The following is a 22356-nucleotide window of genomic DNA, read 5'->3' on the forward strand; positions in this document are numbered from 1 at the left end:
TATATGGAGGTAAAAGTCAATGAATCCTGTAAAAGAGCTAAACAACCTGTGGCATATTGTTAGTATGCAGATGAAAACAGAAATGTGTAGTGGTAAGTATCCTACTATTCATGGTATTTCTTTAGTAGAATTAAGCATTTTAGAAATAGTTGAACAGTATCCAAATAGTATGATGAAAGAAATTAGTGAAATTTTAGAATTGCCAAAAAGCACATTAACAAGTGCTGTAAAACGTCTTGAATTAAAAAAATTTATTAAAAAGAATCCCTGTATTAAAGATAAAAGGGGGTATAACTTAGTCTTAACTGAATTAGGTTTAAAGGCTCAACAAGAACATAGAGATATAGAAATAATTGTATTTAGAAATCTCTTACATCAATTAGATAAAGATGAAATAGAAACTTTTATTCGTATTTTTTCTAAAGCTGTGAATAAAAGTAAGAAATGAAACATAAAAAAAGGATAAGTGAATTGAAAAATCAACTATCACTTATCCCTTATAAGATAAATTTTTATCTTTTATGTTATCTTTTTAATCTTTAATACCATATTTTTAATCTTCAATAACTATTTTTTCAAATTATAGAAAGATTTTAATCCACAGTATCTAGCTTGCTCTCCAACCATTTCTTCTATTCTTAATAATTGGTTGTACTTAGCAACTCTATCAGTTCTTGATGGAGCACCAGTTTTTATTTGACCAGCGTTTACTGCAACAGCTAAATCTGCTATAGTAGAATCTTCAGTTTCTCCTGATCTATGAGATATAACAGCAGTATATCCTGCTCTCTTAGCCATTTCTATAGCATCTAAAGTCTCAGTTATTGTACCTATTTGGTTAACTTTAACTAATATAGAGTTAGCTACTCCATTTTCAATTCCTTTTTCTAATCTCTCTGTATTAGTAACAAATAGGTCGTCACCAACTAATTGTAATTTATTTCCTAATTTTTCAGTTAATAATTTCCATCCATCCCAATCTTCTTCATCTAAACCATCTTCTATAGTTATTATTGGGAAGTTGTTTGACCAATCTTCATATAAAGCAACCATTTCAGCAGCAGTTAACTCTTTTCCTTCTCCTGCTAAAACATATTTTTTAGTATCTTTGTTGTACATTTCTGTAGCAGCAACGTCAAGTCCTAACATAACATCTTCCCCTGGCTTATATCCAGCTTTTGTTATAGCTTCAACTATTAATTCTAAAGCTTCTCTGTTTGAACCTAAGTTTGGAGCAAATCCACCTTCGTCACCAACACCACAAGCTAATCCTTTTTCTCCTAAAACTTTCTTTAATGAATGGAATACTTCTGCACCCATTCTTAAACCTTCTTTAAAGCAACAAGCACCTACTGGTAATATCATGAACTCTTGAACATCAACGTTATTATCAGCATGCTCTCCACCATTTAATATGTTCATCATTGGAACAGGTAATTGCTTAGCATTTACTCCACCTAAATATTGGAATAATGGAAGACCTATTTCATCAGCAGCTGCTCTAGCTACTGCCATTGAAACACCTAATATAGCATTAGCTCCTAATTTTCCTTTGTTTGGAGTTCCATCTAATTCTATCATCATTGCATCTATTACTGGTTGGTCAAATGCATCCATTCCTTCTATTTCTGGTGCTATTATTTCATTTACGTTAGCAACAGCTGTTTCTACACCTTTTCCTAAGTATCTGTCTTTATCTCCATCTCTTAATTCAACAGCTTCAAAAGCTCCTGTAGATGCTCCTGATGGAACTATTGCTCTTCCCATTGCTCCATCTTCTAATACTACTTCAACTTCTACAGTTGGATTTCCTCTTGAGTCTAATACTTCTCTAGCATATACTAATTCAATAACTGACATTTGTATATCTCCCTTCGATTTTCTATTAGTTAAATTTTCATTTACTGTAAACTTACGTCTACTATTTTACTCTACTTTTTATATTATAGTACATAAAGACTTTTTTGAAAATTAGGTACAAATTTATTTGATGGGTAAATTTGTAAAAGTTCCTATTTTTATTTTATTTTTTATAATATTTTAACTTATATAGTATTAAAAAACTTGACTAAAATTCAAAAGTAACCTTTAATATATAACATTATAACTAGATTTAAAACATTAAACATAAAATGTACAACTAATGATTCTAAAATTTTTGCTTATATTTATACTTTCTTTTCTACTTATCAGAGTTAATTATCTTGAGATAAGTGAATGACCAGTCATTTCTTCTGGTTTTTCTAACTTCATCATATCTAAAACAGTTGGTGCTATATCGGACAATCTTCCTCCATCCAATAACTTTGCACTTTCAAATTCTTGACCAACTACAATAAATGGTACTGGATTAATAGAATGAGCTGTTACAGTCTTTCCTGTTTCTGGGTCTAACATATATTCAGCATTTCCGTGGTCGGCAGTTATTATTGCACTTCCACCTAATTCTACTATTTTATCTATTAATTTTCCTACACAAGTATCCACAGTCTCAACAGCTTTTATAGCCGCCTCTACACTTCCTGTGTGACCTACCATATCAGGGTTTGCAAAGTTTAACACTATAAAGTCAAACTTATCTTCTCCTAATTTCTCCAAAGCTTTATCTGTCAATTCATATGCTGACATTTCTGGTTGTAAATCATAAGTTGCAACCTTTGGAGAAGGTATCAATAATCTTTCTTCGCCTTTATTTGGTTCTTCTACTCCACCATTGAAGAAGAAAGTTACATGTGCATACTTTTCAGTTTCAGCAGCTCTAAGTTGAGTCTTTCCATTGTTAGCTAGATACTCACCTAGAGTATTAGTTAAAGATTGAGGCCCAAATGCTATATGCACGTTTTTTATAGTTATATCGTACTCTGTTAAGCACACAAAGAAGTTTTTAATATCTTCTCTTTTAAATCCATCAAACTCTTCACAAACTAGAGCTCTAGTTATTTGTCTAGCTCTATCTGGTCTAAAGTTAAAGAATATAATTGAATCATTTTCCTTTATACTTCCAACTGCCTTATCATCTTTCATAATAACTGTTGGCATTATAAACTCATCATTTTTTCCATTGTCATAAGAGTTTTGAATAGCTTCCTCAATAGAAGTTGCTTTTTCACCAATACCTCTAACCATAGCATTGTATGCAAGCTCTACTCTTTCCCATCTCTTATCTCTATCCATAGCATAATATCTACCAGAAACTGTAGCAAATTCTCCTACTCCAATTTCATCCATACTAGCTTGTACTTCTTTAGCATATTCAAGTGCACTCTGAGGGTCAGTGTCTCTACCATCAGTAAATGCATGAACATACACCTTTTTTATACCTTTATCTTTTGCCATTTTGATTATAGCTTTAAGATGGTCTATATGTGAATGTACTCCTCCATCAGACAAAAGTCCCATTACATGAAGAGAATGCTCTTTTGCATTATCCATAGCTTCACATAAAACTTCATTATTAAAAAAGTCACCATCTTTTATAGATTTTGTTATTCTAGTTAAATCCTGATACACAATTCTACCTGCACCTATATTAGTATGACCAACTTCTGAATTTCCCATTTGACCATCAGGTAAACCAACATCAAGACCACTAGCATTTATCAATGTGTTTGGATACTCTTTCATTATTTTATCTAAGTTAGGAGTTTTGGACTTAGCAATTGCATTTCCATTAACATCCTTATTATATCCAAACCCGTCCATAATAATTAAAGCAACTGGTTTTTTCATCATTTCACTCCTTAGAAATTAACAAGGTCTAGGTAGTCATTACTAGCTAAACTAGCTCCACCTACTAAAGCTCCATCTATGTCACTTTGACCCATTATTTCAGCTACATTTGAAGGTTTAACACTTCCACCATATTGTATTCTAACTTCATTAGCTAATTCTCCATATAATCCTTTTATAACTTCTCTTATATATGATATAACATCATTAGCATCTTCAGCAGTTGCAGTTTTACCAGTTCCAATAGCCCAGATTGGCTCATATGCAACGACTACTTTTGCTAAATCATATTTAAGAACATTTTCTAAAGCTTTTTCAACTTGAACTTTACAAACATCTTTAGTTTTTCCAGCTTCTCTTTGCTCTAAAGTTTCTCCAACGCATAGTATTGGGTCTATCTCTACTTCTAAAGCTTTTAAAACTTTTTTATTTACAGTTTCATCAGTTTCATTGAAGTATTGTCTTCTTTCTGAATGTCCTATTACAACATAGTCCATATCTATTTCTTTTAACATAAGAGGTGAAACTTCTCCTGTAAATGCTCCTTTTTCTTCAAAGTGCATATTTTGAGCACCTATCTTTATATTTGTACCCTTAGTAGCTTCTTTTAAATCCTTTAATAAAGTAAATGGTGCACATATAACAGCCTCTACTTTATCAGAATTAACTTTATCTTTAACTTCATTTACAAATTCTAAAGCTTCTTTTATTGTTTTATGCATTTTCCAGTTTCCTGCAATTATAGGTTTTCTCATTTTACAATCTCCTCTATATATTAGTTTATTTATTATCTAATGCTGCAATACCTGGTAATTCTTTACCTTCTAAAAATTCTAGTGATGCTCCACCACCTGTTGATACGTGAGTCATCTTATCACCAAATCCTAATTGATTAACTGCAGCTGCACTATCTCCACCACCAATTACAGTAGTCGCATCGGTTAACTCTGCCATAGCCTTAGCTACTGATAATGTTCCATTTGCAAAGTTCTCAAATTCAAACACTCCCATTGGTCCATTCCATACTACAGTTTTTGATTCTTTTATAGTTTTTACAAAGTTTGCTATAGTCTTAGGTCCCATGTCTAATCCCATATAATCTTCTTTTACATTAGCATCTTCTGTTACTATTGGAGTTGCATCTGGTGCAAAGTGGTCTGCCATAACAACATCTACTGGTAATAGTAAATTAACCCCTTTATTTTTAGCTTTCTCCATCATTTCTTTTGCATATTCTACCTTATCTATTTCAAGTAGAGATGTTCCTACTTCATAACCTTGAGCTTTTAAGAATGTATAAGCCATTCCTCCACCTATTATTAGGTTATCAACTTTTTCTAATAATTCATTTATAACAGCTAATTTATCAGAAACCTTAGCTCCTCCAAGTATAGCCGTAAATGGTCTCACTGGATTTGCAACAGCTTCTCCTAAGAATTTTAATTCTTTTTGGATTAAGTATCCGCAAACTCTCTCTTGTAAAAATTCTCCCGCTCCAACTGTTGAACAGTGTGCTCTATGAGCAGTTCCAAATGCATCATTTACAAATATTTCAGCAAGTGAAGCTAATTCTTTAGAGTAGTTTTCTTCGTTTTTAGTTTCTTCTTTTCTATATCTAGTATTCTCTAATAATACTACATCTCCGTTTTCCATGTTCTCAGTAGCTTTTTTTGCATTTTCTCCTACAACATTATCGTCCGCTGCAAATACCACTTCTTTACCTAACATTTCAGATAATCTCTTTGCAACTGGTGCTAAAGATAATTCTGGTTTAGCTTCTCCCTTTGGTTTTCCTAAATGAGAGCATAATATAACTTTTGCTCCTTTAGAAATCAAATATTGAATCGTTGGTAAAGCTCCGTTCAATCTATTTTCATCAGTAATTACACCATCTTGTAATGGCACATTAAAGTCACATCTCACTAATACTTTTTTTCCGCACACATCAATATCTTCTATAGTTTTTTTGTTAAGCATTGACATAAATATCTCTCCTTTTAATAAAGTAATTTTTTATTGCCAAGTATAATATAGTACATACTTTTACCCTATTAAATATATCATATTATCATATTTTTATATATAGTATGTAACATTATTTAGGTGTATTTTATATATTTTTTCTTAAAAAAAGTCCTGAGTCCGTAGTATTAAACTACAAACTCGGACTTTGTCAATCTACTTTTCTATTTTCTCAAAGCTGACTATTTTGCTAATTGTGCAAAGTATCCTAAAGTTCTTATTAATTGAGAAGTATAAGACATTTCATTATCATACCAAGAAACAACTTTAACTAATTGCTTTCCATCTACTTCCATAACTTTTGTTTGAGTAGCGTCAAATAATGAACCGTAGCTTATTCCGATTATGTCAGAAGATACTAACATTTCTTCAGTGTATCCGAAAGATTCGTTTGAAGCTTCTTTCATAGCTGCATTTATTTCTTCAACTGTAACATTTTTTCCTAATGTACAAACTAATTCAGTTATTGAACCAGTTACAACTGGTACTCTTTGTGCTGCACCATCTAATTTTCCTTTTAATGAAGGTATTACTAGACCGATTGCTTTTGCAGCTCCTGTAGTGTTTGGAACTATGTTTCCAGCAGCAGCTCTAGCTCTTCTTAAGTCACCTTTTGGATGAGGACCATCTAAAGTGTTTTGGTCATTAGTGTATGCATGTATAGTAGTCATTAATCCTTTTTCTATACCGTATTTGTCGTTTAATACTTTAGCCATTGGAGCTAAACAGTTAGTTGTACAAGAAGCTCCTGATATAACTGTTTCAGAACCATCTAATATGTCACTGTTTGTGTTGAATACTATTGTTTTTAAATCTCCAGTAGCTGGTGCAGATATAACAACTTTTTTAGCTCCTGCTTGTATATGAGCTTCAGCTTTATCTTTAGATGTAAAGAATCCTGTACATTCTAATACTATATCTACTCCTAGTTCAGCCCATGGTAGGTCAGCAGGATTTCTTTCTGCTGTTACTTTTATTTCTTTTCCGTTTACTACAAAAGCACCTTCTTTAACTTCTATCTCTCCATTAAATCTTCCTTGAGCTGTATCATATTTAAATAAATGAGCTAACATTTTAGCATCTGTTAAGTCGTTTATTGCAACAACCTCGAACATATCTTGTTGCTCCATCATTTTTCTTAATGCTAATCTTCCTATTCTTCCAAATCCATTTATAGCTACTTTAACCATTTTCGCTACCTCCTATAAAGTAAATGTATGTTTTCTAGCTCTGTGCTAGGTCTTGACTTTTATAATAATGACAATATCTTATAAGCACTTTCTTCATCTGTTACAAGAACCATGTTTTTATGCATATTCGATATGGCTAATAAGGCTTCTACTTTTTCAGTACCTGCAAAGATTGCAATAGTTTCTTTTACTTGTTTAACTGTCTCCAAATCAATTCCAACAGTATTCAATTTATAAACTATTTCTCCATCTTTATTGAAATAATATCCAAATGCTTCTCCAACTGCATTTTTAGATAATATCTCATCAACCTTATCTTCTGGAAGTTTTCTTCTCTTTGCCATGACATCTGCTCTACCTATACTAAAAACTAAAATGTCTGTTCTTTTAATATACTCCAAAGTTGTCTTAATCTCTGGCACTTGGCTAAGAGTTTTCATTGCACTTTCATCCAACTCATCTGGTATATGTAAAAGTTTGCAATTAGAATGTAACTTCTTACTTACTGAAGCAACTATGTTATTAGATTGCATCTCTACATCAGTTCCCATACTTCCTCTAGCTGGTACTATTGTAGAGTTTGGGTATCTCTTATCAGTTTTAATAACGTTTGAAAACTCCAACATAGTGCTTCCACCAGTTATTGAAACAATATCTCCATCTTTCAAGATGTTTAAGAAATACTCACATCCATATCGAGTTACATCTTTTAGTAAACTTCCATTTTCATCACAGCTTCCAGGAACTAGTATTACCTTTTTTATTCCAAGCTTTTCTCTAACTCTATCTTGTAATTTAGACAATCCCATGATGTCACTCATGATGTCTTTAAGTTTGTCTAACAAATCTGAACCTTCTTTAGTGATGGTCATTCCAGATACAGCTACATCTATAAGCCCTTGCTCTTTTAAAAACTCTGTCTCTGACCTGATTATTCTTTCACTAATTTCTAATACATTTGATAAGGTTCTTCTACCTATTGGCTCGCTTAAAGATATTTGTCTTAAAATAGAGTATCTTCTTTCCATAAGTTCAATTGCCTGTGGAATTAATTTCTTTTGAATTTCTAATAAGTTCTTCATAACATACTCCTTATTACTTTCCTTTCGGGACTTTTTGTGTCCCTAGTGTTTATTTAAGTCCCACAAGATATTTTTATTTTATAGGATTTGCGTATAGATTTCAATAGTTTTTCAAAAACTTTTTTATTTTTTTGTTTTGTAGAATATTTCTCCACCATTTTCAAAGTACAGTATTTTTTCTTTTTATATAAGGTTTTTTATATATGTTTTTATATTTTTGTCTTATTTATACTCTATGTGTTTTTCCTTTTGTAATTATTAAATTTAATAATATTTTATTTATACCAGTATTCTTCTTGTTCTAATATTTAATCATTCTTTCCAAACTTTTATTTAAATTATGTTTTCTATTTTTTTAGTATTTTATTTCATAACATTTTTAGCCTAATTTTCATTCCCCTTTTAATTAGCCTTTTCCCCTTGTTCTACTGATATTTGTCTTTTACTTATTAGTATTCTTTTCTCTTACTTGAAGATAAAATTCCTAATTCTTCACGATATTTGGCAACTGTTCTTCTTGCAACATTGATTCCTTTTTCTTTTAGTAGCTTAGATATATGGTCATCACTTAAAGGTTTCTTTTTATTTTCGTCTTTTATTGTTTCCTTTATAATTTTTTTTATGCTTGTACTAGATGCCATTTCATTATTCTCAGTTTCAATGGCACTACTAAAGAAATATCTAAATTCATACACACCAAAAGGTGTCAGCATATATTTACCATTTACACCTCTACTTATAGTAGATTCATGGAATTCCAATTTTTCTGCTATGTCTTTCATTTTTAAAGGTTTTATATATTTTGTCCCTTTTCTCAAAAATTCATCTTGAGCTTTTACTATTTCTTCTGCAATCTTAAGTACAGTAGTTTTCCTACTTTCTATATTTTTCATAAGTCCTGTTGCTGAATTTAGTCTTTCTTTTATAAATTCCTTTGCACTTTCATCAGACTGTGAATTTTTTAATATGTCTTTATAATAATTATTGATTCTTATCTGATAAGAATCTTTTTCATTTAAATATACAATAAATTCATCATCAATTTTTTCTACAGTTACATCGGGTTGAATGTACACACTTTTTTCTACTGAGCAAGTTCTTCCTGGTTTTGGGTCTAATGTTTTAATTATATTTATTAGTTCAACACACTTTTGTAGTGACATATTGTATTTTTTACTTATCTCTTTATATTTATTATTTGCAATCAAATTTAAGTCTTTTGTAACGATTTCCTCTAAAATTTCATTATATATTCCTAAACTTGCCATTTGAATCATCAGACATTCTGAAAGACTTCTTGCTCCTACTCCACTAGGTTCCAACTGCTGAACACTAATCAAACATTTTTCAAAAAGTTCCTCATCTATCTTTAAAGTATCAACAATTACTTTTTCCTCAGTTCTTAAATATCCATCCTCATCTAAACTGTCAATTATATACTCACAGACTTCCAATTCTTTATCTGTCAGTTTATATAAGCTTATCTGAAATTTCAAATCCTCATATAAATTTGACGAATATTTAACTAAATTTTCTAGATTAACTTCATTATCAGGATTATAGCTTATCTCTGTTCTGTCTAAACGTCTTGACTTGTCCATATCCTTTATATATTCTTCCCAATTTATTTCCCCACTTTTTTCAACTTCAACTAATGGGTTATTCTCTGCCTCTCTTTTAATCTCTTCTTCTAATTCTAACTTACTCATATTTAATATCGATAATGATTGTTTGAGTTGTGTAGTCATTATTAGCTTCTGAGACTGAGTTAATTCTAGACTATTATTAAAATTCATTCTGCTCACCTCTCAATTTTATTAAACTTATTTTATAAAAGAAAAACCCTCCTGTATATGTATATTCTATCATTTAAAATATACCTTATGCAAAAGGGTTTTTTTTATTTACAATTTCATCTATTTTTTTATTTAATATTTCTTTTTTTTGTTACTTTTTTTTGCTATATGGAGTATTTTGTAATGGTAGTTCAGTTCTAAACTCTTTATCAAATACATAATAGGCATTTTGTACTGCTGGTGCAGTAGGAACTGTACAAATTTCTCCTACACCTTTTGCTCCATAAGCCAGTAAATCTTTGTTCTTTTCAACTATCACAGCTTGTATTTCTGGTATATCTGTAGACTTAAATAAACCTAATGTACCAAATTTAGCTGTAGGCACAGAGTTAACTACTGGGTAATCCTCAGTTAGAGCGTATCCAAGACCCATAACTACTCCACCTTCTATTTGTCCTTCTAAACTGATTGGATTTATAGCTCTTCCAACGTCATGCGCTGCCACTACTTTTTCCAATTTTCCATTTTCATCTAGCATTACAACTTGTGTCGCATACCCATAAGCGACATGGCTTACTGGATTTTCCTTATCACAACCCATTTTATCTGTAACACTTGAATATTCTCCGTAAAACTCTTCTCCCTCTAGCTCATGTAAAGTTTTACCAGATTCTAAAACTTCTTTTAATTTATTTGATGCAACTTTAGTAGCTTCTCCTGTAAATACTGTCTGTCTTGAAGCGGTAGTATTACCAGAATCTGGTGTAAGATGAGTATCTGGAACTTCATGCACTATACTTTCAGGTGGTAAACCAGTAGCTTCACAAACTACTTGAGTCATAACAGTACCAAGACCTTGACCTATACAAGAAGCACTTGTTCTTATATGAACTCTTCCATCTTTTATTACTAATCTGCATCTTCCAACATCAGGTATACCAACGCCAACTCCACTATTTTTCATTGCACAAGCTATACCTGCACGTGGGTGCTTCTCATACTCTTCTTTCACAGCTTCTAGCGTTTCTGCCATTGCTGTTCCTTCATCTGCAAATTGACCATTTGGTAAAACTTGCCCAGGTCTTATTGCATTCTTATATCTTATTTCCCAAGGTGATATCCCTGCCATTTCAGCAAGTAAATTTAGGTTACATTCTGTTGCAAAACAACTCTGTGTAACTCCAAAACCTCTAAATGCTCCACCAGGAGGATTATTAGTATATACAGCTGTTCCTGTTATATCAATATCTTGATAATTATATGGTCCTGCTGCATGAGTACACAATCTTTGTAGTACTGGTCCTCCAAGAGATGCATATGCACCTGTATCAGATATTATAGTTGCTTTCATCCCTGTTAAATATCCATTTTCATCACATGCTGTCGTAAATTCCATTTCTGTGGCATGTCGTTTTGGATGAACAATAATACTTTCTTTTCTTGTTAACTGTACCTTTACAAATCTTTTCGTATGATAAGCAAGTAAGGCTGCATGGTGTTGAACGCTCATATCTTCTTTTCCACCAAATCCTCCACCTACCATTTTATTTATCACTCTTACTTTTTCATGTGGTAACCCTAACATGTCTGCACATTCATGCTGAGTAGCAAATACTCCTTGGTCTGTTGAATAGATTATTACTCCATCTTCTTCATAAGGACCAGCTACTGCACACTCAGGCTCTAAAAATGCATGTTCTGTAGCAGGTGTAGTATATCTTTTAGTTACAACATATTTTGAATTTTCTATCTTTTCTTCAGCGTTTCCTCTTACTAAATGTTCCTTAACAAGTATATTACCTGTCTCATGTATCTTTGGAGCATCCTCTCTAAGAGCATCTGCTGTAGTACTTAATGGTGTTAATTCTTCATAATCTATTTTAACTAGCTTTTTTGCTTCTTCTAATGCTTCTCTAGTTTCTGCTGCTACTAAGACTATTCCATCACCTAAATATCTAGTTATTTCACCTTCTGGTATTAAAGTGTCCCAATCCTTCTTTAAGTGACCTACTTTTATAGTTCCTGGAATATCTTTAGCTGTTAACACTGCAACAACTCCTGGATAGGCTTTTGCTTCTTCTATATCTATTTTTTTGACTAAAGCTCTAGGATATTTTGCTCTAACTGCTGAACCATAAATCATACCCTCAATTCTCATATCATCTACATATTCAGAATATCCAAGTGCTTTACCTACTGCATCAACTCTAGGAAGATTTTCACCTACTAGACCTTTACAGTTTACTTTTGGTACATCTATATCTTCTCTAAAAATCTTTGCTGCTAAATCGACAGCTTTAATTATTTTTACATATCCTGTACATCTACATATATTACCTTTTAAAGCTTTCTTTATATCCTCTTCAGTAGGATTATCGTTAACGTCTATGAGTGCTTTTGAACTAATTACCATACCTGGAATACAAAATCCACATTGTACAGCTCCTTGGCTAGCAAAAGAATATGCAAAAACATCTCTTTCTCTTTCTGATAATCCCTCTATAGTCGTTATGTTTTTCCCAGCTAATTTATCAGTTTTAAATACACATGCTTTAGTTGCTTTGCCATCTATTATAACCACACATGTTCCACAAGCACCTTCTGAGCATCCATTTTTAACTGAAGTTATATTCATATCTTCTCTAAGGAAGTCCAAAAGTTTTTTTCCTTCTTTTGCAACAACTTTCTTTCCATTTAATATAAATTCTACCATTCTCTAGCCCCCTTTGTTAGACGCCTCTTTATATATTTCCCACTTGGAGTATTACAGATTAACTCTCCCTCTTTAACTACTTCTTTTCCTCTTAAATAAACATGTTCTATTTGACAATCCACTTCATACCCTTCATAAGGTGTATAATCTACATTTTGCAATTGTTTCTTTGCTTCTATTTTAGTTTTCTTGTTTGGATTTAAGACTAATATATCTGCATCACTACCTATTTCTATAGTTCCTTTACTAGGATACATTCCAAATAATTTTGCTGCATTAGTTGATGTTACTTCTACCATTTTGTTAATAGATATTTTATTTTTACATACTCCATATGTGTATAAAAGACTCATCCTATGTTCTACACCTGGAGAACCATTTGGTATCTTGCTGAAATCGTTTATTCCAAGCTCCTTTTGTCCCCTATAATTAAAAGAACAATGGTCTGTTCCTATAGTATCTATTTGACTATCTGAAATAGCATTCCATAATATTTCATTATTTTCTTTATCTCTTAAAGGTGGTGACATAACGTATTTAGCACTTTCAAATCCATCTAAATCATACAATTTATCATTTAATAGAAGGTACTGAGGACAAGTTTCAACTATTACATCCACACCTCTTTGCTTAGCTTTTAAAACTTCATCCAAGGATTCTTTGCAACTTAGATGAACTACATACACCTTAGAATTTGCAACTTCAGCTATCTTCATAAGCCTTGATGTAGCTTCTGCCTCGAGTATAGCTGGTCTAGTTAATTGATGATATTTTGGAGACAAATTATTTTCTGCCCTCGCTTTATCCACAAGTTCACATATTATATCCCCATTTTCACAATGGAATCCAATAATTCCACCTATCTCTTCTGCTTTTCTCAAGGCTTCAAATATGACACCATCATCAACTTGGAGACTTCCTTTATATGCCATATACAATTTAAATGAAGATACACCCTCTTTTACCATATCTTCCATTTCATTACAAACTGAGTCATTCCAGTCTGTTATAGCCATGTGAAAACCATAATCTGAGTAAGATTTATCTTTGGCTTTTTCATGCCATTCTTCTAATCCTTCTCTTAAAGAACATCCCTTAGCTTGTGTAGCAAAATCCAATATAGTAGTAGTTCCTCCAACTATAGCAGCTTTTGTTCCTGTCTCAAAGTTATCTGCTGTTTTAGTAACCCCTGTATCTAAGTCAAAGTGAGTGTGTGTATCTATACCTCCTGGTATAACATAAGAATCACTAACATCGACTATTTCATCATTTTCTTTTGATATATCAAAACCTATATCGACTATTTTTTCATCTTCTATTCTTACATCTGCACAGTAAGTTTTTTCACTTGTTACTACTTTGCCACCTTTTAAAACAATTCCCATATAGACTCCACCTTACTTATAACGTATCAATTTATTTTATCTCAAGCAATTAACTTAAAGTAATTTTACTAGAACTCTTATACCACCTAAACTGTGCTAGAATAGTTTTGTATATTGCTTTATATTAGATTATTACTATAGCTCGTCTACTAATCATATATATTTATCATTTCAGTACATATTACTCTAAGTTAATTATTAAAATTCTATACAATATTATTCATTTACAGCTTCTACTTGATTGTAGCAGATGCTTAAAGCTCCTTTTGGACATCTAGTTACACATAATCCACATCCAAAACATTTGTCTGCATCTATATTTAATTTATCTGTAACTTCTAATGCTTCATATACACAGCTTGTTACACATTGCTTACATTTGATACACTTGTTATCATCTACAACTGGAGCTACTGAATGAGTTCTAAATCCTCTAGCTGCCATTTTCTTATGAGTTAATCCTTTTATTTCATTAACATCAGAATATCCGTTTTCATCTAAAAATTCATTTAATTCTTTAGCAATTTTTCCATAGATAGAAGGCCCTTTAAGAATTGCTTCTGTACATACTTGAACAGCACTTGCTCCAGCCATCATCATTTCAGCTACATCTTTTCCACAAGTGATTCCACCAACACCTATTATTGGTATATTTACAACTTGAGAAGCTTCATATATACATCTTATTGCTAAAGGTCTTATTGGTGCACCTGATAACCATCCATATCCAGCTTTACTTCCCATTATAGGGTATCCTGTATTTACATCTATAGCCATACATGGTCCAAATGAGTTTATCATTACAAGTCCATCTGCTCCTGCTTCTTCAACAGCTTTTGCAATAGTTTGAATATCAGTATGAGGACTCATTTTCATAAATACTGGTACATCTAAAACAGCTTTTGCTGCTTTTAAAGCATTTACTATTGGAGCAACATCTGTACCTACATAATGAGTAGATAATTCAACTGCATCAGCATAAGGTTTTACTAAAGGAGCAACCTCAGCTATTTGCTCTGCTGAATATCCCATACTTACTATTACTGGAAGCCCTGTTTCTTTTACTTTTTTGTATTCTTCTTCTATCCATTGTTCTTTTGGAAGCTCTGACCATAATTCTGTATTTAAGAAACCACTATTAGTTTTTGCCATACATGGTCTTGGTACATCTGCTGGTAATACAGATATAGTTTTTGTACATATAGCTCCTGCTCCACCTTTTGCTGCTTCTTGACAGAGAGCACCATCTTTTGCTCCAGGACCTGCTGCTGTCATAATTGGATTTAAGAATTCCATTCCATATAAATTAACTTTTAAATTAGCCATATTATTATCTCTCCCTTAATTAAATATTTTTAATATTTAGCTTATATTCTTTTATTTGTATTTGTTATTTATCTTCTTTTTATATTATTTCTATTTTGCTTCTTCAACTTTATTATTCTTCTCTTTTTTAGAACCTAATTCATTGAAGAATATATTTAAAAGTACTGCTGATAAACTACCTGTTGTTATTCCACTATGGAATATTGTTTGTACCCAAGTTGGAAAATTATGATAAAAATCAGGATTTGTTAGTGGTATCATAGATAAACCAACACTAACTGCTACTATAACTCCATTTTTAGTTCCATCAAACTTTACTTTACTTAGAGTTTTTACTCCCCCAACCATTACCATTCCAAACATTGCAAACCCTACTCCTCCAAGAACAGGCTTAGGTATTGCTCCTATTATTGCTGCAAATTTTGGTAAGAAACCAAGTACTAGCAATATAACCCCTGCATAAACTGCTATAAATCTTGATTTTATACCTGTAAGACCTACTATCCCTGTATTTTGACCAAATGGAGTTATTGGGAATGAGTTGAATATTCCAGATAAAGCTGTAGATATTCCATCTCCAAATAGACCTCTTTTGATATTTTTACCTGTTACTTCTTTATCTACCATCTCATGGATAGCTATCATATTACCAACTGATTCTGTCATAAGTACTAACATAATTAAGCACAATGATAGTATTGCAGATGGTTCAAATCTAGGCATTCCAAATTTTAAAGGTACATTTAAATTAAGCCAACCAACTCCATTTACTGCACTAAAATCTGCCATTCCAACTGCCATTGAAAGTAGTGTACCAAGTACTATACCTACCAATATAGCTGTACTATTCCAAATTCCTTTTAAGAATTTAAATGAAAGTAAAGTTATTGCCAATACTGCCAAAGCTAATGCTAATGAGTTTGGTTCAACCGCTTCCAATTTGTTGTCAGTTATCCACTTTATCCCAACTGGGAATAGTGAAATACCTATTACCATAACAACTGTTCCAGTAACTACACTAGGGAAAAATCTTATTAATTTTTCAAACACTGGAGCAAGTAATATACAGAACAATCCCGCTACGATTACAGAGCCAAATACTGTCTGTACTGCAACCTGAGAATCACTATATGATGAGGCTATTGCTGTCATACCTGCCACAGCGGCAAAACTAGTTCCTTCTATTACTGGTATTTTAGCACCTACAATATTTCCTATACCAACACTTTGTATGAGTGTTCCTATCCCTGCCATAAATAAGCAAGCATTTATTAAAAAAACAATACTAGCATGATCTAGTCGTGCAGCACTTCCTATCATCATAGGAACCGCTACTGCTCCTGCACACATTGCCAAAACGTGCTGTAGTGAAAATACCCAAGATTTGGATATGGGTAACCTTTCATCTACTGGAGCTATTTTAGGGCTTTTATCTTGAGACATTTTGGGTCTCCCTTCTATATTTAATTTAATATTCTATTCCATATATTTTTTATCTATATATTTCATTTAAATTCCTATTTTTGTCCAAGTTATATTTTACAATGTTTAAATTCTATTCCATAGATTTTGGCTTAATTCTCTACTTTTAGCTAAAATACTTTCTTCATCTATGTTTACTAACTTTCTATCTTTCATAAGTACTTTTCCATTTATAATAGTTGTATCTACACTTCTTCCACTCATACCAAAGATAGTGTGTCCCCCTATTGTATTTTCTGTCAATGGAGTATGTGGTATATAATCAACTACTATTACATCTGCATAAGCACCTTTTTTAAGTACTCCTAGGTCATTTTTATAATAAGCTTTAGCTATTTTTCTATTGTTATCGAATAACATTGTTTGTGACTCTCCAAATCCAACTCTTGGGTCTTTTAAGTGATGTTTGTGAATTATATTGGCAACTTTTAGTGATTCAAACATATCGCTAGTATATCCATCAGTTCCTAGACCTACTGTAACATCTCTTTTCAATAACTCTATTGCTGGAGAGCATCCAACTGCATTTCCCATATTAGATTCTGGATTATGAACTACAAATGTATTCGTTTTATTTAGAAGACTAATTTCATCTGTACTTATATATATACAATGAACTGCTATAGTCTTTTCCTTTAGTACTCCAAAATCATTAAATCTTTCTAAAACTCTCTTCCCATATTTGTCTATATTGTATTGTAAATCATCTATACCCTCAGCAACATGTACATGATACCCTGTATCAAGACCATCCATTTCTGAAGCACACTTATTTAATGTATCATCAGATAGTGTAAATGCAGCATGAAGACCAAACATCCCTTTTATCATATCTGTATCATCTTTTTGAGCGTATTTTATAAAGTTTACGTTTTCATTGATTCCTTGTTGGATTGTATCTCCACCATCTCTATCAGATACCTCATAGCAAAGGCATGTTCTTATTCCTAAATCCTTTGCAACATCTGATATTGTAAACAAACTTCCTTCGATTGCGTTTGGACTTGCATGATGGTCATAAACTGTTGTCACACCATTTTTTATACATTCTATATACGTTGTATATGCACTGTACTTAGTATCTTCTAGTGTAAGTTGCTTATCAAGTCTCCACCATAAATTGTTCAGTATCTCTAAAAAATTCTCAGAAGGTTTTCCTGGAACTGCCATTCCTCTAGCAAATGAGCTGTATATATGCATGTGTGAATTTATTAGACCAGGCATGATTATCTTCTTGCCTGCATCTATAAATTCATGTACTGGATATTTAGCTTTCATTTCCTCTGTAGTACCTATATCTTCAATTAGATTATCGTTTATTACTACACATCCATCTTCCATATAGGGATTTAAAGAATCTTGGCTTATTAGCCTCCCATTCCCCACTAAAATCATAAATTTATTCCTCCTTAAAGCTAAGATTTAATTTTTAAGTACTTTCCCTGCTTTAATTTTATTGTATTTTCCTTCTTCAACAACACAATTTCCATTTATAATTACATAATCTATACCTGTAGGGTACTGCATAGAATTGATAAAATCATCACATCCACTAACTGTATCCTTGTCAAATATAACTATATCTGCAAAATAGCCTTCTTTTAATTGGCCTCTTTCTTTTATACTAAAGCTTGTAGCTGCTTTTTTAGTCATTTTATAGACAGCTTCTTCAATTGTTAGTACATTCAACTCCCTAACATATCTTCCTAGTATTTTAGGGAAAGAACCATATGCTCTTGGATGTGGTTTACCTGCTAAAAGACCATCTGTACATACATTTTGCTCGTCTCTTTTCATAAATCCTATTATATGTTCTTCCAATCCATAGAAATCTACCATTCCAACTGCATTTTCTTCTTCTTTTAATAAATCAAACGTTGCATCTAATGGGTCTTTTCCTCTCATTTCTCCAATTTCTAACAAGCTCTTACCAATTGTATCTTTATTTTTTTCTGTCTTTACACTTGTTACAAATATTTGGTCTATCCCTGCAAACTCTATAAAGTTATCCCAACCTTCTATTCCATTTGCTATATCTTTTTTCATTTTTGCTCTTTCGTTTTCATCACTTAGTCTTTCTATTAACTTATCAGTTCCTCCAGAATGTGCCCAAGGAGGTAAAACTACTCCAAGCATTGTACTTCCTGCTGCATATGGATACTGGTCAAAAGATACTCTTATTCCTTCTTTTTCAGCTTTTTCTAAAAGCTCTATAACTTGAGGTATATACTTCCAATTTGATTTACCACAAACCTTAAAGTGTGAAAAATGAACTTTTACTCCTGATTGTTTTCCAATTTCTATGATTTCTTCCATTGATGTTAAAATTGTATCTGCTTCACTTCTTTGGTGAACTACAAATACTCCATCATATTTTGCTACAACCTTACACATTTCTATAATTTCTTCTGTCAATGAATATGCACAAGGTATATATATAAGTCCAGTAGACAATCCTATAGCTCCTGCTTTTAATTCTCTCTCTGTGATTTCACACATCTTTTGAATTTCGTCTTTAGTGGCAGGTCTATCTTCAAGCCCCATTGCTTCCATTCTAACGTTTCCATGAGGTACTAGATAAGTTTCATTTAAACCTACCCCATTGTTATCCATCATTTTTAGATAATTCTCTGTTGTTTCATATTTCCAATCAATTTCATCACTTTCACCATCTAGGCCTGCTAAATTTTTTCTCCAAGAAGATATATGTTCTTGAGGTAGAGGGGCCATAGATATACCATCTTGGCCCAACACTTCTGTTGTAATTCCCTGTCTAATCTTTACCTCATTATATGGATTAACTAAAATCACTAGGTCTGAATGGCTATGAGTATCTATGAAACCTGGACATATAACTCTACCTTTTGCATCTATAACTCTGTCAGCTTCTTCATTTAAATCCTGTGATATTTTTAATATTTTCTCATTTTCTATTAAAATATCTCCTTCATATGCTGGTGTTTTACTTCCATCTACTATAAGCCCATGTTTTATTAAAGTTCTCACAAAACCATCTCCTAATTATTTTTTATAAACTGATTTTAATATACCATAATATCCTTCTGCACCTTTGAATAATTGGTCTAATTCTATATGCTCATCTATTGTGTGAGCAAGATTTTCTTTAGAAGGACCAAATCCTATTGTTCTTATTCCAGCCTCACCTGCATAATGGCTTCCATTTGTACAGAATGAGTATTGAGTTATTTCTGAATCTATTCCAGCTTCTTTTAATCCTTTATATGCTGCTTGAACAAATTCATCTTCTTCATCATATAACCAACCTGGGAAGAATCTTTCACTTTCTATAGTATTTCCTGTGTAACAATCAGCTTTTTCAACTGCATAAGAAACTTTTGCATTTAACTCTGGGTCTTCTTTCATCATTTCATCTAATAATGCTTGTATTGGAGCTAATACTCCTTCTCTTGTTTCACCAACTAATAATCTTCTGTCAAAAGTTGCTTTACAGTAATCTGGCACTACTGAAGCTCCTGGATATGGAGAAGATTTTATATCTGTTAAAACTAGTATTCCATCACCTAAAACTGGATGAGTTGGAGGTACTAATTGTTGTATCTTTTGGATTACATTAGCCATTTTATAAACTGCATTTACACCTTTTTCTGGATTAGCAGAGTGAGCTGGTTTACCAAAAGTTTCTACTACTATTTCTCCTCTACCTCTTTGACCAATCTTTAAGTTTAATTCTGAAGATTCACCTATTACAACATAATCAGGCTCAACAGCTTTACTTATTTCTCTAGCTGAAACTCCTTCAAATATTTCTTCATGAACAACTCCTGCTACATATAATTCACCTTCAAAATCTTTGTTAGTATCTTCTGCAAAGTATGAAACAGCTGCCATCATAGCACTTACTTGCCCTTTCATATCAGAAGTTCCTCTTCCATATATTTTTCCATCTACTATTCTCGCTTCAAAAGGAGGAACACTCCATTTACTTGCATCTGGAACTGGAACTGTATCTATATGTCCATCAAATAATATTTTCTTACCTGGTTTGTTTCCTTTTATGCATCCTACTATATTTCCATATCTATCTCTTGACCAGCTATCAAAACCTAGCAAAGCAAAGTTTTCTTCTATTGCTTTTACTACATTTTCTTCCTGACCTGAATAACTAGCATTTCTTATTAAATCTTGGCATACTTCAGTTAATTGTTTTTTTCTTGTTTCATTTAACATTTTGATATTCCCCCATATAATTTTTAATTTGTTGATGTTTCACTTTGATATTTTACTTTTTTAATTTACTCATACTTTATTTAATTTATTGATTTTTCGCTTCTTTATATTTTATTTATTAAATTCTTATTTAGACTTTATTTTGATTTTAATTAGCTCTTATTTTGATTTTATTTAGTTCTTATTTTAAGTCTTTTATTTGCTTTGGCACTCACCATTCCAAACTATATCTTTATATTTATCAGGGTCAGTGTCTCCTTCTGTACTTATTAATAATACTTTAGAGTTTTCATCTAATTTTAAAGCTTCTCTTAAGTCTTTTAAATCTTCACTTTCAAGGATTGAAACTAATGCTCCAGTTGTAACTGCTCCAGATTCTCCAGAAATTACTTTTTCATCTCCTCTTAGAGGATTTCCTAGTATTCTCATACCTTTAGCAGAAACCCAGTCTGGTGCTGAAACGAATGCTGATGAATAATTTTTTAACACTTCAAACCCTATAGTATTTGGTTCTCCACAAGCAAGACCAGCCATTATAGTTGGCATATCTCCTCCAACAAATCTTGGTTTTCCATCTCCTGCTTCTGCTGATTTATAGTAGCAATCAGCTTCATCAGCTTCTACTACTACTGTTATTGGGCATTCATCGTATATTGAAGCAACATATCCTTGAACTGCACCAGCAAGTGAACCAACTCCTGCTTGCACAAATACATGTGTTGGTCTGTCTACTCCATATTCTTTTAATTGCTCTATAGCTTCTTTAGCCATAGTTCCATATCCTTGCATTATCCATGCTGGAATTTCTTCATATCCGTCCCATGCTGTATCTTGAACCATTACTCCGTGGTCATCAGCTTCTGCATAGTCATTAGCTAATCTTACTGCATCATCATAGTTTAGGTCTGTTATACTAGCATCTGCTCCTTCTCCTTTGATTTTATTTAATCTAAATTCAGAAGAACCTTTTGGCATTAATACAACAGATTTTTGACCTAATTTATTAGCAGTCCAAGCAACTCCTCTACCATGATTCCCATCTGTAGCCGTAAAGAAAGTTATTTCTCCTAATTTTTCTTTTATTTCCTTTGAAGTTAATTTGTCATATCCTAATTCAGATATATCTGTATCTAATCTTTGAGCTAAATATCTACCCATAGAATAAGAACCACCTAAAACTTTAAATGCGTTTAATCCAAATCTATAAGATTCATCTTTAACATATATTCCGTTTACTCCTAGTGATTTTGCTAAGTTATCTAATTTAACTAAAGGAGTTTTTTCATATTGTGGAAAGCTCTCATGGAAAGCTTTAGCCTTTGCAATTTCTTCATCTTTTAAAAATTCAATCCCTTTTTCTTTTTCCTCAGATTTAGGTAGATTATTTAATTTCCATTTTATTTCTCTCATTTATTTTATATT

16 protein-coding genes are annotated in these 22356 nt (G+C 32.1%); 1 reads left to right on the top strand and 15 read right to left on the bottom strand.

The features are described from left to right. The first annotated feature begins 19 nt into the window (after window positions 1-19). Window positions 20-448, top strand: coding sequence for a MarR family winged helix-turn-helix transcriptional regulator (locus tag ACTG46_RS17010; protein WP_054277596.1), 429 nt, complete (start codon window positions 20-22; stop codon window positions 446-448). 119 nt (window positions 449-567) lie between these two features. Here the strand turns inward: ACTG46_RS17010 and eno are convergent, their stop codons facing one another. From eno to dpaL, 15 genes are all read right to left on the bottom strand, one after another. After that, window positions 568-1860, bottom strand: coding sequence for a phosphopyruvate hydratase (eno, locus tag ACTG46_RS17015; RefSeq protein WP_479923272.1), 1293 nt, complete (start codon window positions 1858-1860; stop codon window positions 568-570). Window positions 1861-2199: 339 nt separating this feature from the next. Beyond that, window positions 2200-3729, bottom strand: a complete 1530-nt coding sequence (gpmI, locus tag ACTG46_RS17020) for a 2,3-bisphosphoglycerate-independent phosphoglycerate mutase (RefSeq protein ID WP_054271649.1) — start codon at window positions 3727-3729, stop codon at window positions 2200-2202. 11 nt (window positions 3730-3740) lie between these two features. After that, window positions 3741-4484, bottom strand: a complete 744-nt coding sequence (tpiA, locus tag ACTG46_RS17025) for a triose-phosphate isomerase (RefSeq protein ID WP_407814603.1) — start codon at window positions 4482-4484, stop codon at window positions 3741-3743. Between the two features lie 25 nt (window positions 4485-4509). After that, a complete protein-coding gene (locus ACTG46_RS17030; RefSeq protein ID WP_054271651.1) occupies window positions 4510-5712 on the bottom strand; it encodes a phosphoglycerate kinase in 1203 nt (400 codons plus the stop codon). A gap of 221 nt (window positions 5713-5933) precedes the next feature. Next, complete coding sequence (gene gap / locus ACTG46_RS17035; RefSeq protein WP_021385974.1) at window positions 5934-6941, bottom strand: type I glyceraldehyde-3-phosphate dehydrogenase; 1008 nt, start codon at window positions 6939-6941, stop codon at window positions 5934-5936. Window positions 6942-7000: 59 nt separating this feature from the next. Then, a complete protein-coding gene (locus tag ACTG46_RS17040; protein ID WP_054271652.1) occupies window positions 7001-8023 on the bottom strand; it encodes a sugar-binding transcriptional regulator in 1023 nt (340 codons plus the stop codon). 449 nt (window positions 8024-8472) lie between these two features. Continuing rightward, window positions 8473-9819: an RNA polymerase factor sigma-54 gene (rpoN, locus tag ACTG46_RS17045; RefSeq protein ID WP_054277599.1), complete on the bottom strand. Its 1347-nt coding sequence runs from the start codon at window positions 9817-9819 to the stop codon at window positions 8473-8475. Window positions 9820-9970: 151 nt separating this feature from the next. Continuing rightward, window positions 9971-12532 carry a selenium-dependent xanthine dehydrogenase gene (gene xdh / locus ACTG46_RS17050; RefSeq protein ID WP_479923273.1) on the bottom strand — a complete coding sequence of 854 codons (2562 nt, stop codon included), beginning with the start codon at window positions 12530-12532 and terminating at the stop codon, window positions 9971-9973. Then, window positions 12526-13917, bottom strand: a complete 1392-nt coding sequence (hydA, locus tag ACTG46_RS17055; protein ID WP_054271655.1) for a dihydropyrimidinase — start codon at window positions 13915-13917, stop codon at window positions 12526-12528. The genes xdh and hydA overlap by 7 nt, the downstream gene beginning before the upstream one ends. Before the next feature lie 216 nt (window positions 13918-14133). Beyond that, window positions 14134-15243, bottom strand: coding sequence for a 4Fe-4S binding protein (locus ACTG46_RS17060; protein ID WP_021385954.1), 1110 nt, complete (start codon window positions 15241-15243; stop codon window positions 14134-14136). Window positions 15244-15333: 90 nt separating this feature from the next. Next, window positions 15334-16686, bottom strand: coding sequence for a nucleobase:cation symporter-2 family protein (locus tag ACTG46_RS17065; protein ID WP_054271656.1), 1353 nt, complete (start codon window positions 16684-16686; stop codon window positions 15334-15336). Window positions 16687-16791: 105 nt separating this feature from the next. Beyond that, window positions 16792-18120, bottom strand: a complete 1329-nt coding sequence (gene ssnA, locus ACTG46_RS17070) for a putative aminohydrolase SsnA (protein WP_479923274.1) — start codon at window positions 18118-18120, stop codon at window positions 16792-16794. Between the two features lie 27 nt (window positions 18121-18147). After that, the gene (locus ACTG46_RS17075) at window positions 18148-19731 is read right to left on the bottom strand and encodes an N-acyl-D-amino-acid deacylase family protein (RefSeq protein ID WP_479923275.1); all 1584 of its coding nucleotides are present in this window, start codon (window positions 19729-19731) and stop codon (window positions 18148-18150) included. Window positions 19732-19746: 15 nt separating this feature from the next. Further along, window positions 19747-20934, bottom strand: a complete 1188-nt coding sequence (locus ACTG46_RS17080) for a YgeY family selenium metabolism-linked hydrolase (RefSeq protein WP_227832090.1) — start codon at window positions 20932-20934, stop codon at window positions 19747-19749. A 195-nt stretch (window positions 20935-21129) separates the two neighbouring features. Further along, on the bottom strand, window positions 21130-22344 hold the full coding sequence (dpaL, locus tag ACTG46_RS17085; RefSeq protein WP_054270760.1) for a diaminopropionate ammonia-lyase: 1215 nt from the start codon (window positions 22342-22344) through the stop codon (window positions 21130-21132). Between the last annotated feature and the right edge of the window lie 12 nt (window positions 22345-22356).

It is taken from the genome of Clostridioides sp. LIBA-7678, assembly GCF_056716065.1.

Excerpts from the sequence above, each read along its gene's own strand:
- ACTG46_RS17010 (WP_054277596.1), top strand. The coding sequence starts at position 20 with ATGAATCCTGTAAAAGAGCTAAACAACCTGTGGCATATTGTTAGTATG.
- eno (WP_479923272.1), bottom strand. The coding sequence starts at position 1,860 with ATGTCAGTTATTGAATTAGTATATGCTAGAGAAGTATTAGACTCAAGA.
- gpmI (WP_054271649.1), bottom strand. The coding sequence starts at position 3,729 with ATGAAAAAACCAGTTGCTTTAATTATTATGGACGGGTTTGGATATAAT.
- tpiA (WP_407814603.1), bottom strand. The coding sequence starts at position 4,484 with ATGAGAAAACCTATAATTGCAGGAAACTGGAAAATGCATAAAACAATA.
- ACTG46_RS17030 (WP_054271651.1), bottom strand. The coding sequence starts at position 5,712 with ATGTCAATGCTTAACAAAAAAACTATAGAAGATATTGATGTGTGCGGA.
- gap (WP_021385974.1), bottom strand. The coding sequence starts at position 6,941 with ATGGTTAAAGTAGCTATAAATGGATTTGGAAGAATAGGAAGATTAGCA.
- ACTG46_RS17040 (WP_054271652.1), bottom strand. The coding sequence starts at position 8,023 with ATGAAGAACTTATTAGAAATTCAAAAGAAATTAATTCCACAGGCAATT.
- rpoN (WP_054277599.1), bottom strand. The coding sequence starts at position 9,819 with ATGAATTTTAATAATAGTCTAGAATTAACTCAGTCTCAGAAGCTAATA.
- xdh (WP_479923273.1), bottom strand. The coding sequence starts at position 12,532 with ATGGTAGAATTTATATTAAATGGAAAGAAAGTTGTTGCAAAAGAAGGA.
- hydA (WP_054271655.1), bottom strand. The coding sequence starts at position 13,917 with ATGGGAATTGTTTTAAAAGGTGGCAAAGTAGTAACAAGTGAAAAAACT.
- ACTG46_RS17060 (WP_021385954.1), bottom strand. The coding sequence starts at position 15,243 with ATGGCTAATTTAAAAGTTAATTTATATGGAATGGAATTCTTAAATCCA.
- ACTG46_RS17065 (WP_054271656.1), bottom strand. The coding sequence starts at position 16,686 with ATGTCTCAAGATAAAAGCCCTAAAATAGCTCCAGTAGATGAAAGGTTA.
- ssnA (WP_479923274.1), bottom strand. The coding sequence starts at position 18,120 with ATGATTTTAGTGGGGAATGGGAGGCTAATAAGCCAAGATTCTTTAAAT.
- ACTG46_RS17080 (WP_227832090.1), bottom strand. The coding sequence starts at position 20,934 with ATGTTAAATGAAACAAGAAAAAAACAATTAACTGAAGTATGCCAAGAT.
- dpaL (WP_054270760.1), bottom strand. The coding sequence starts at position 22,344 with ATGAGAGAAATAAAATGGAAATTAAATAATCTACCTAAATCTGAGGAA.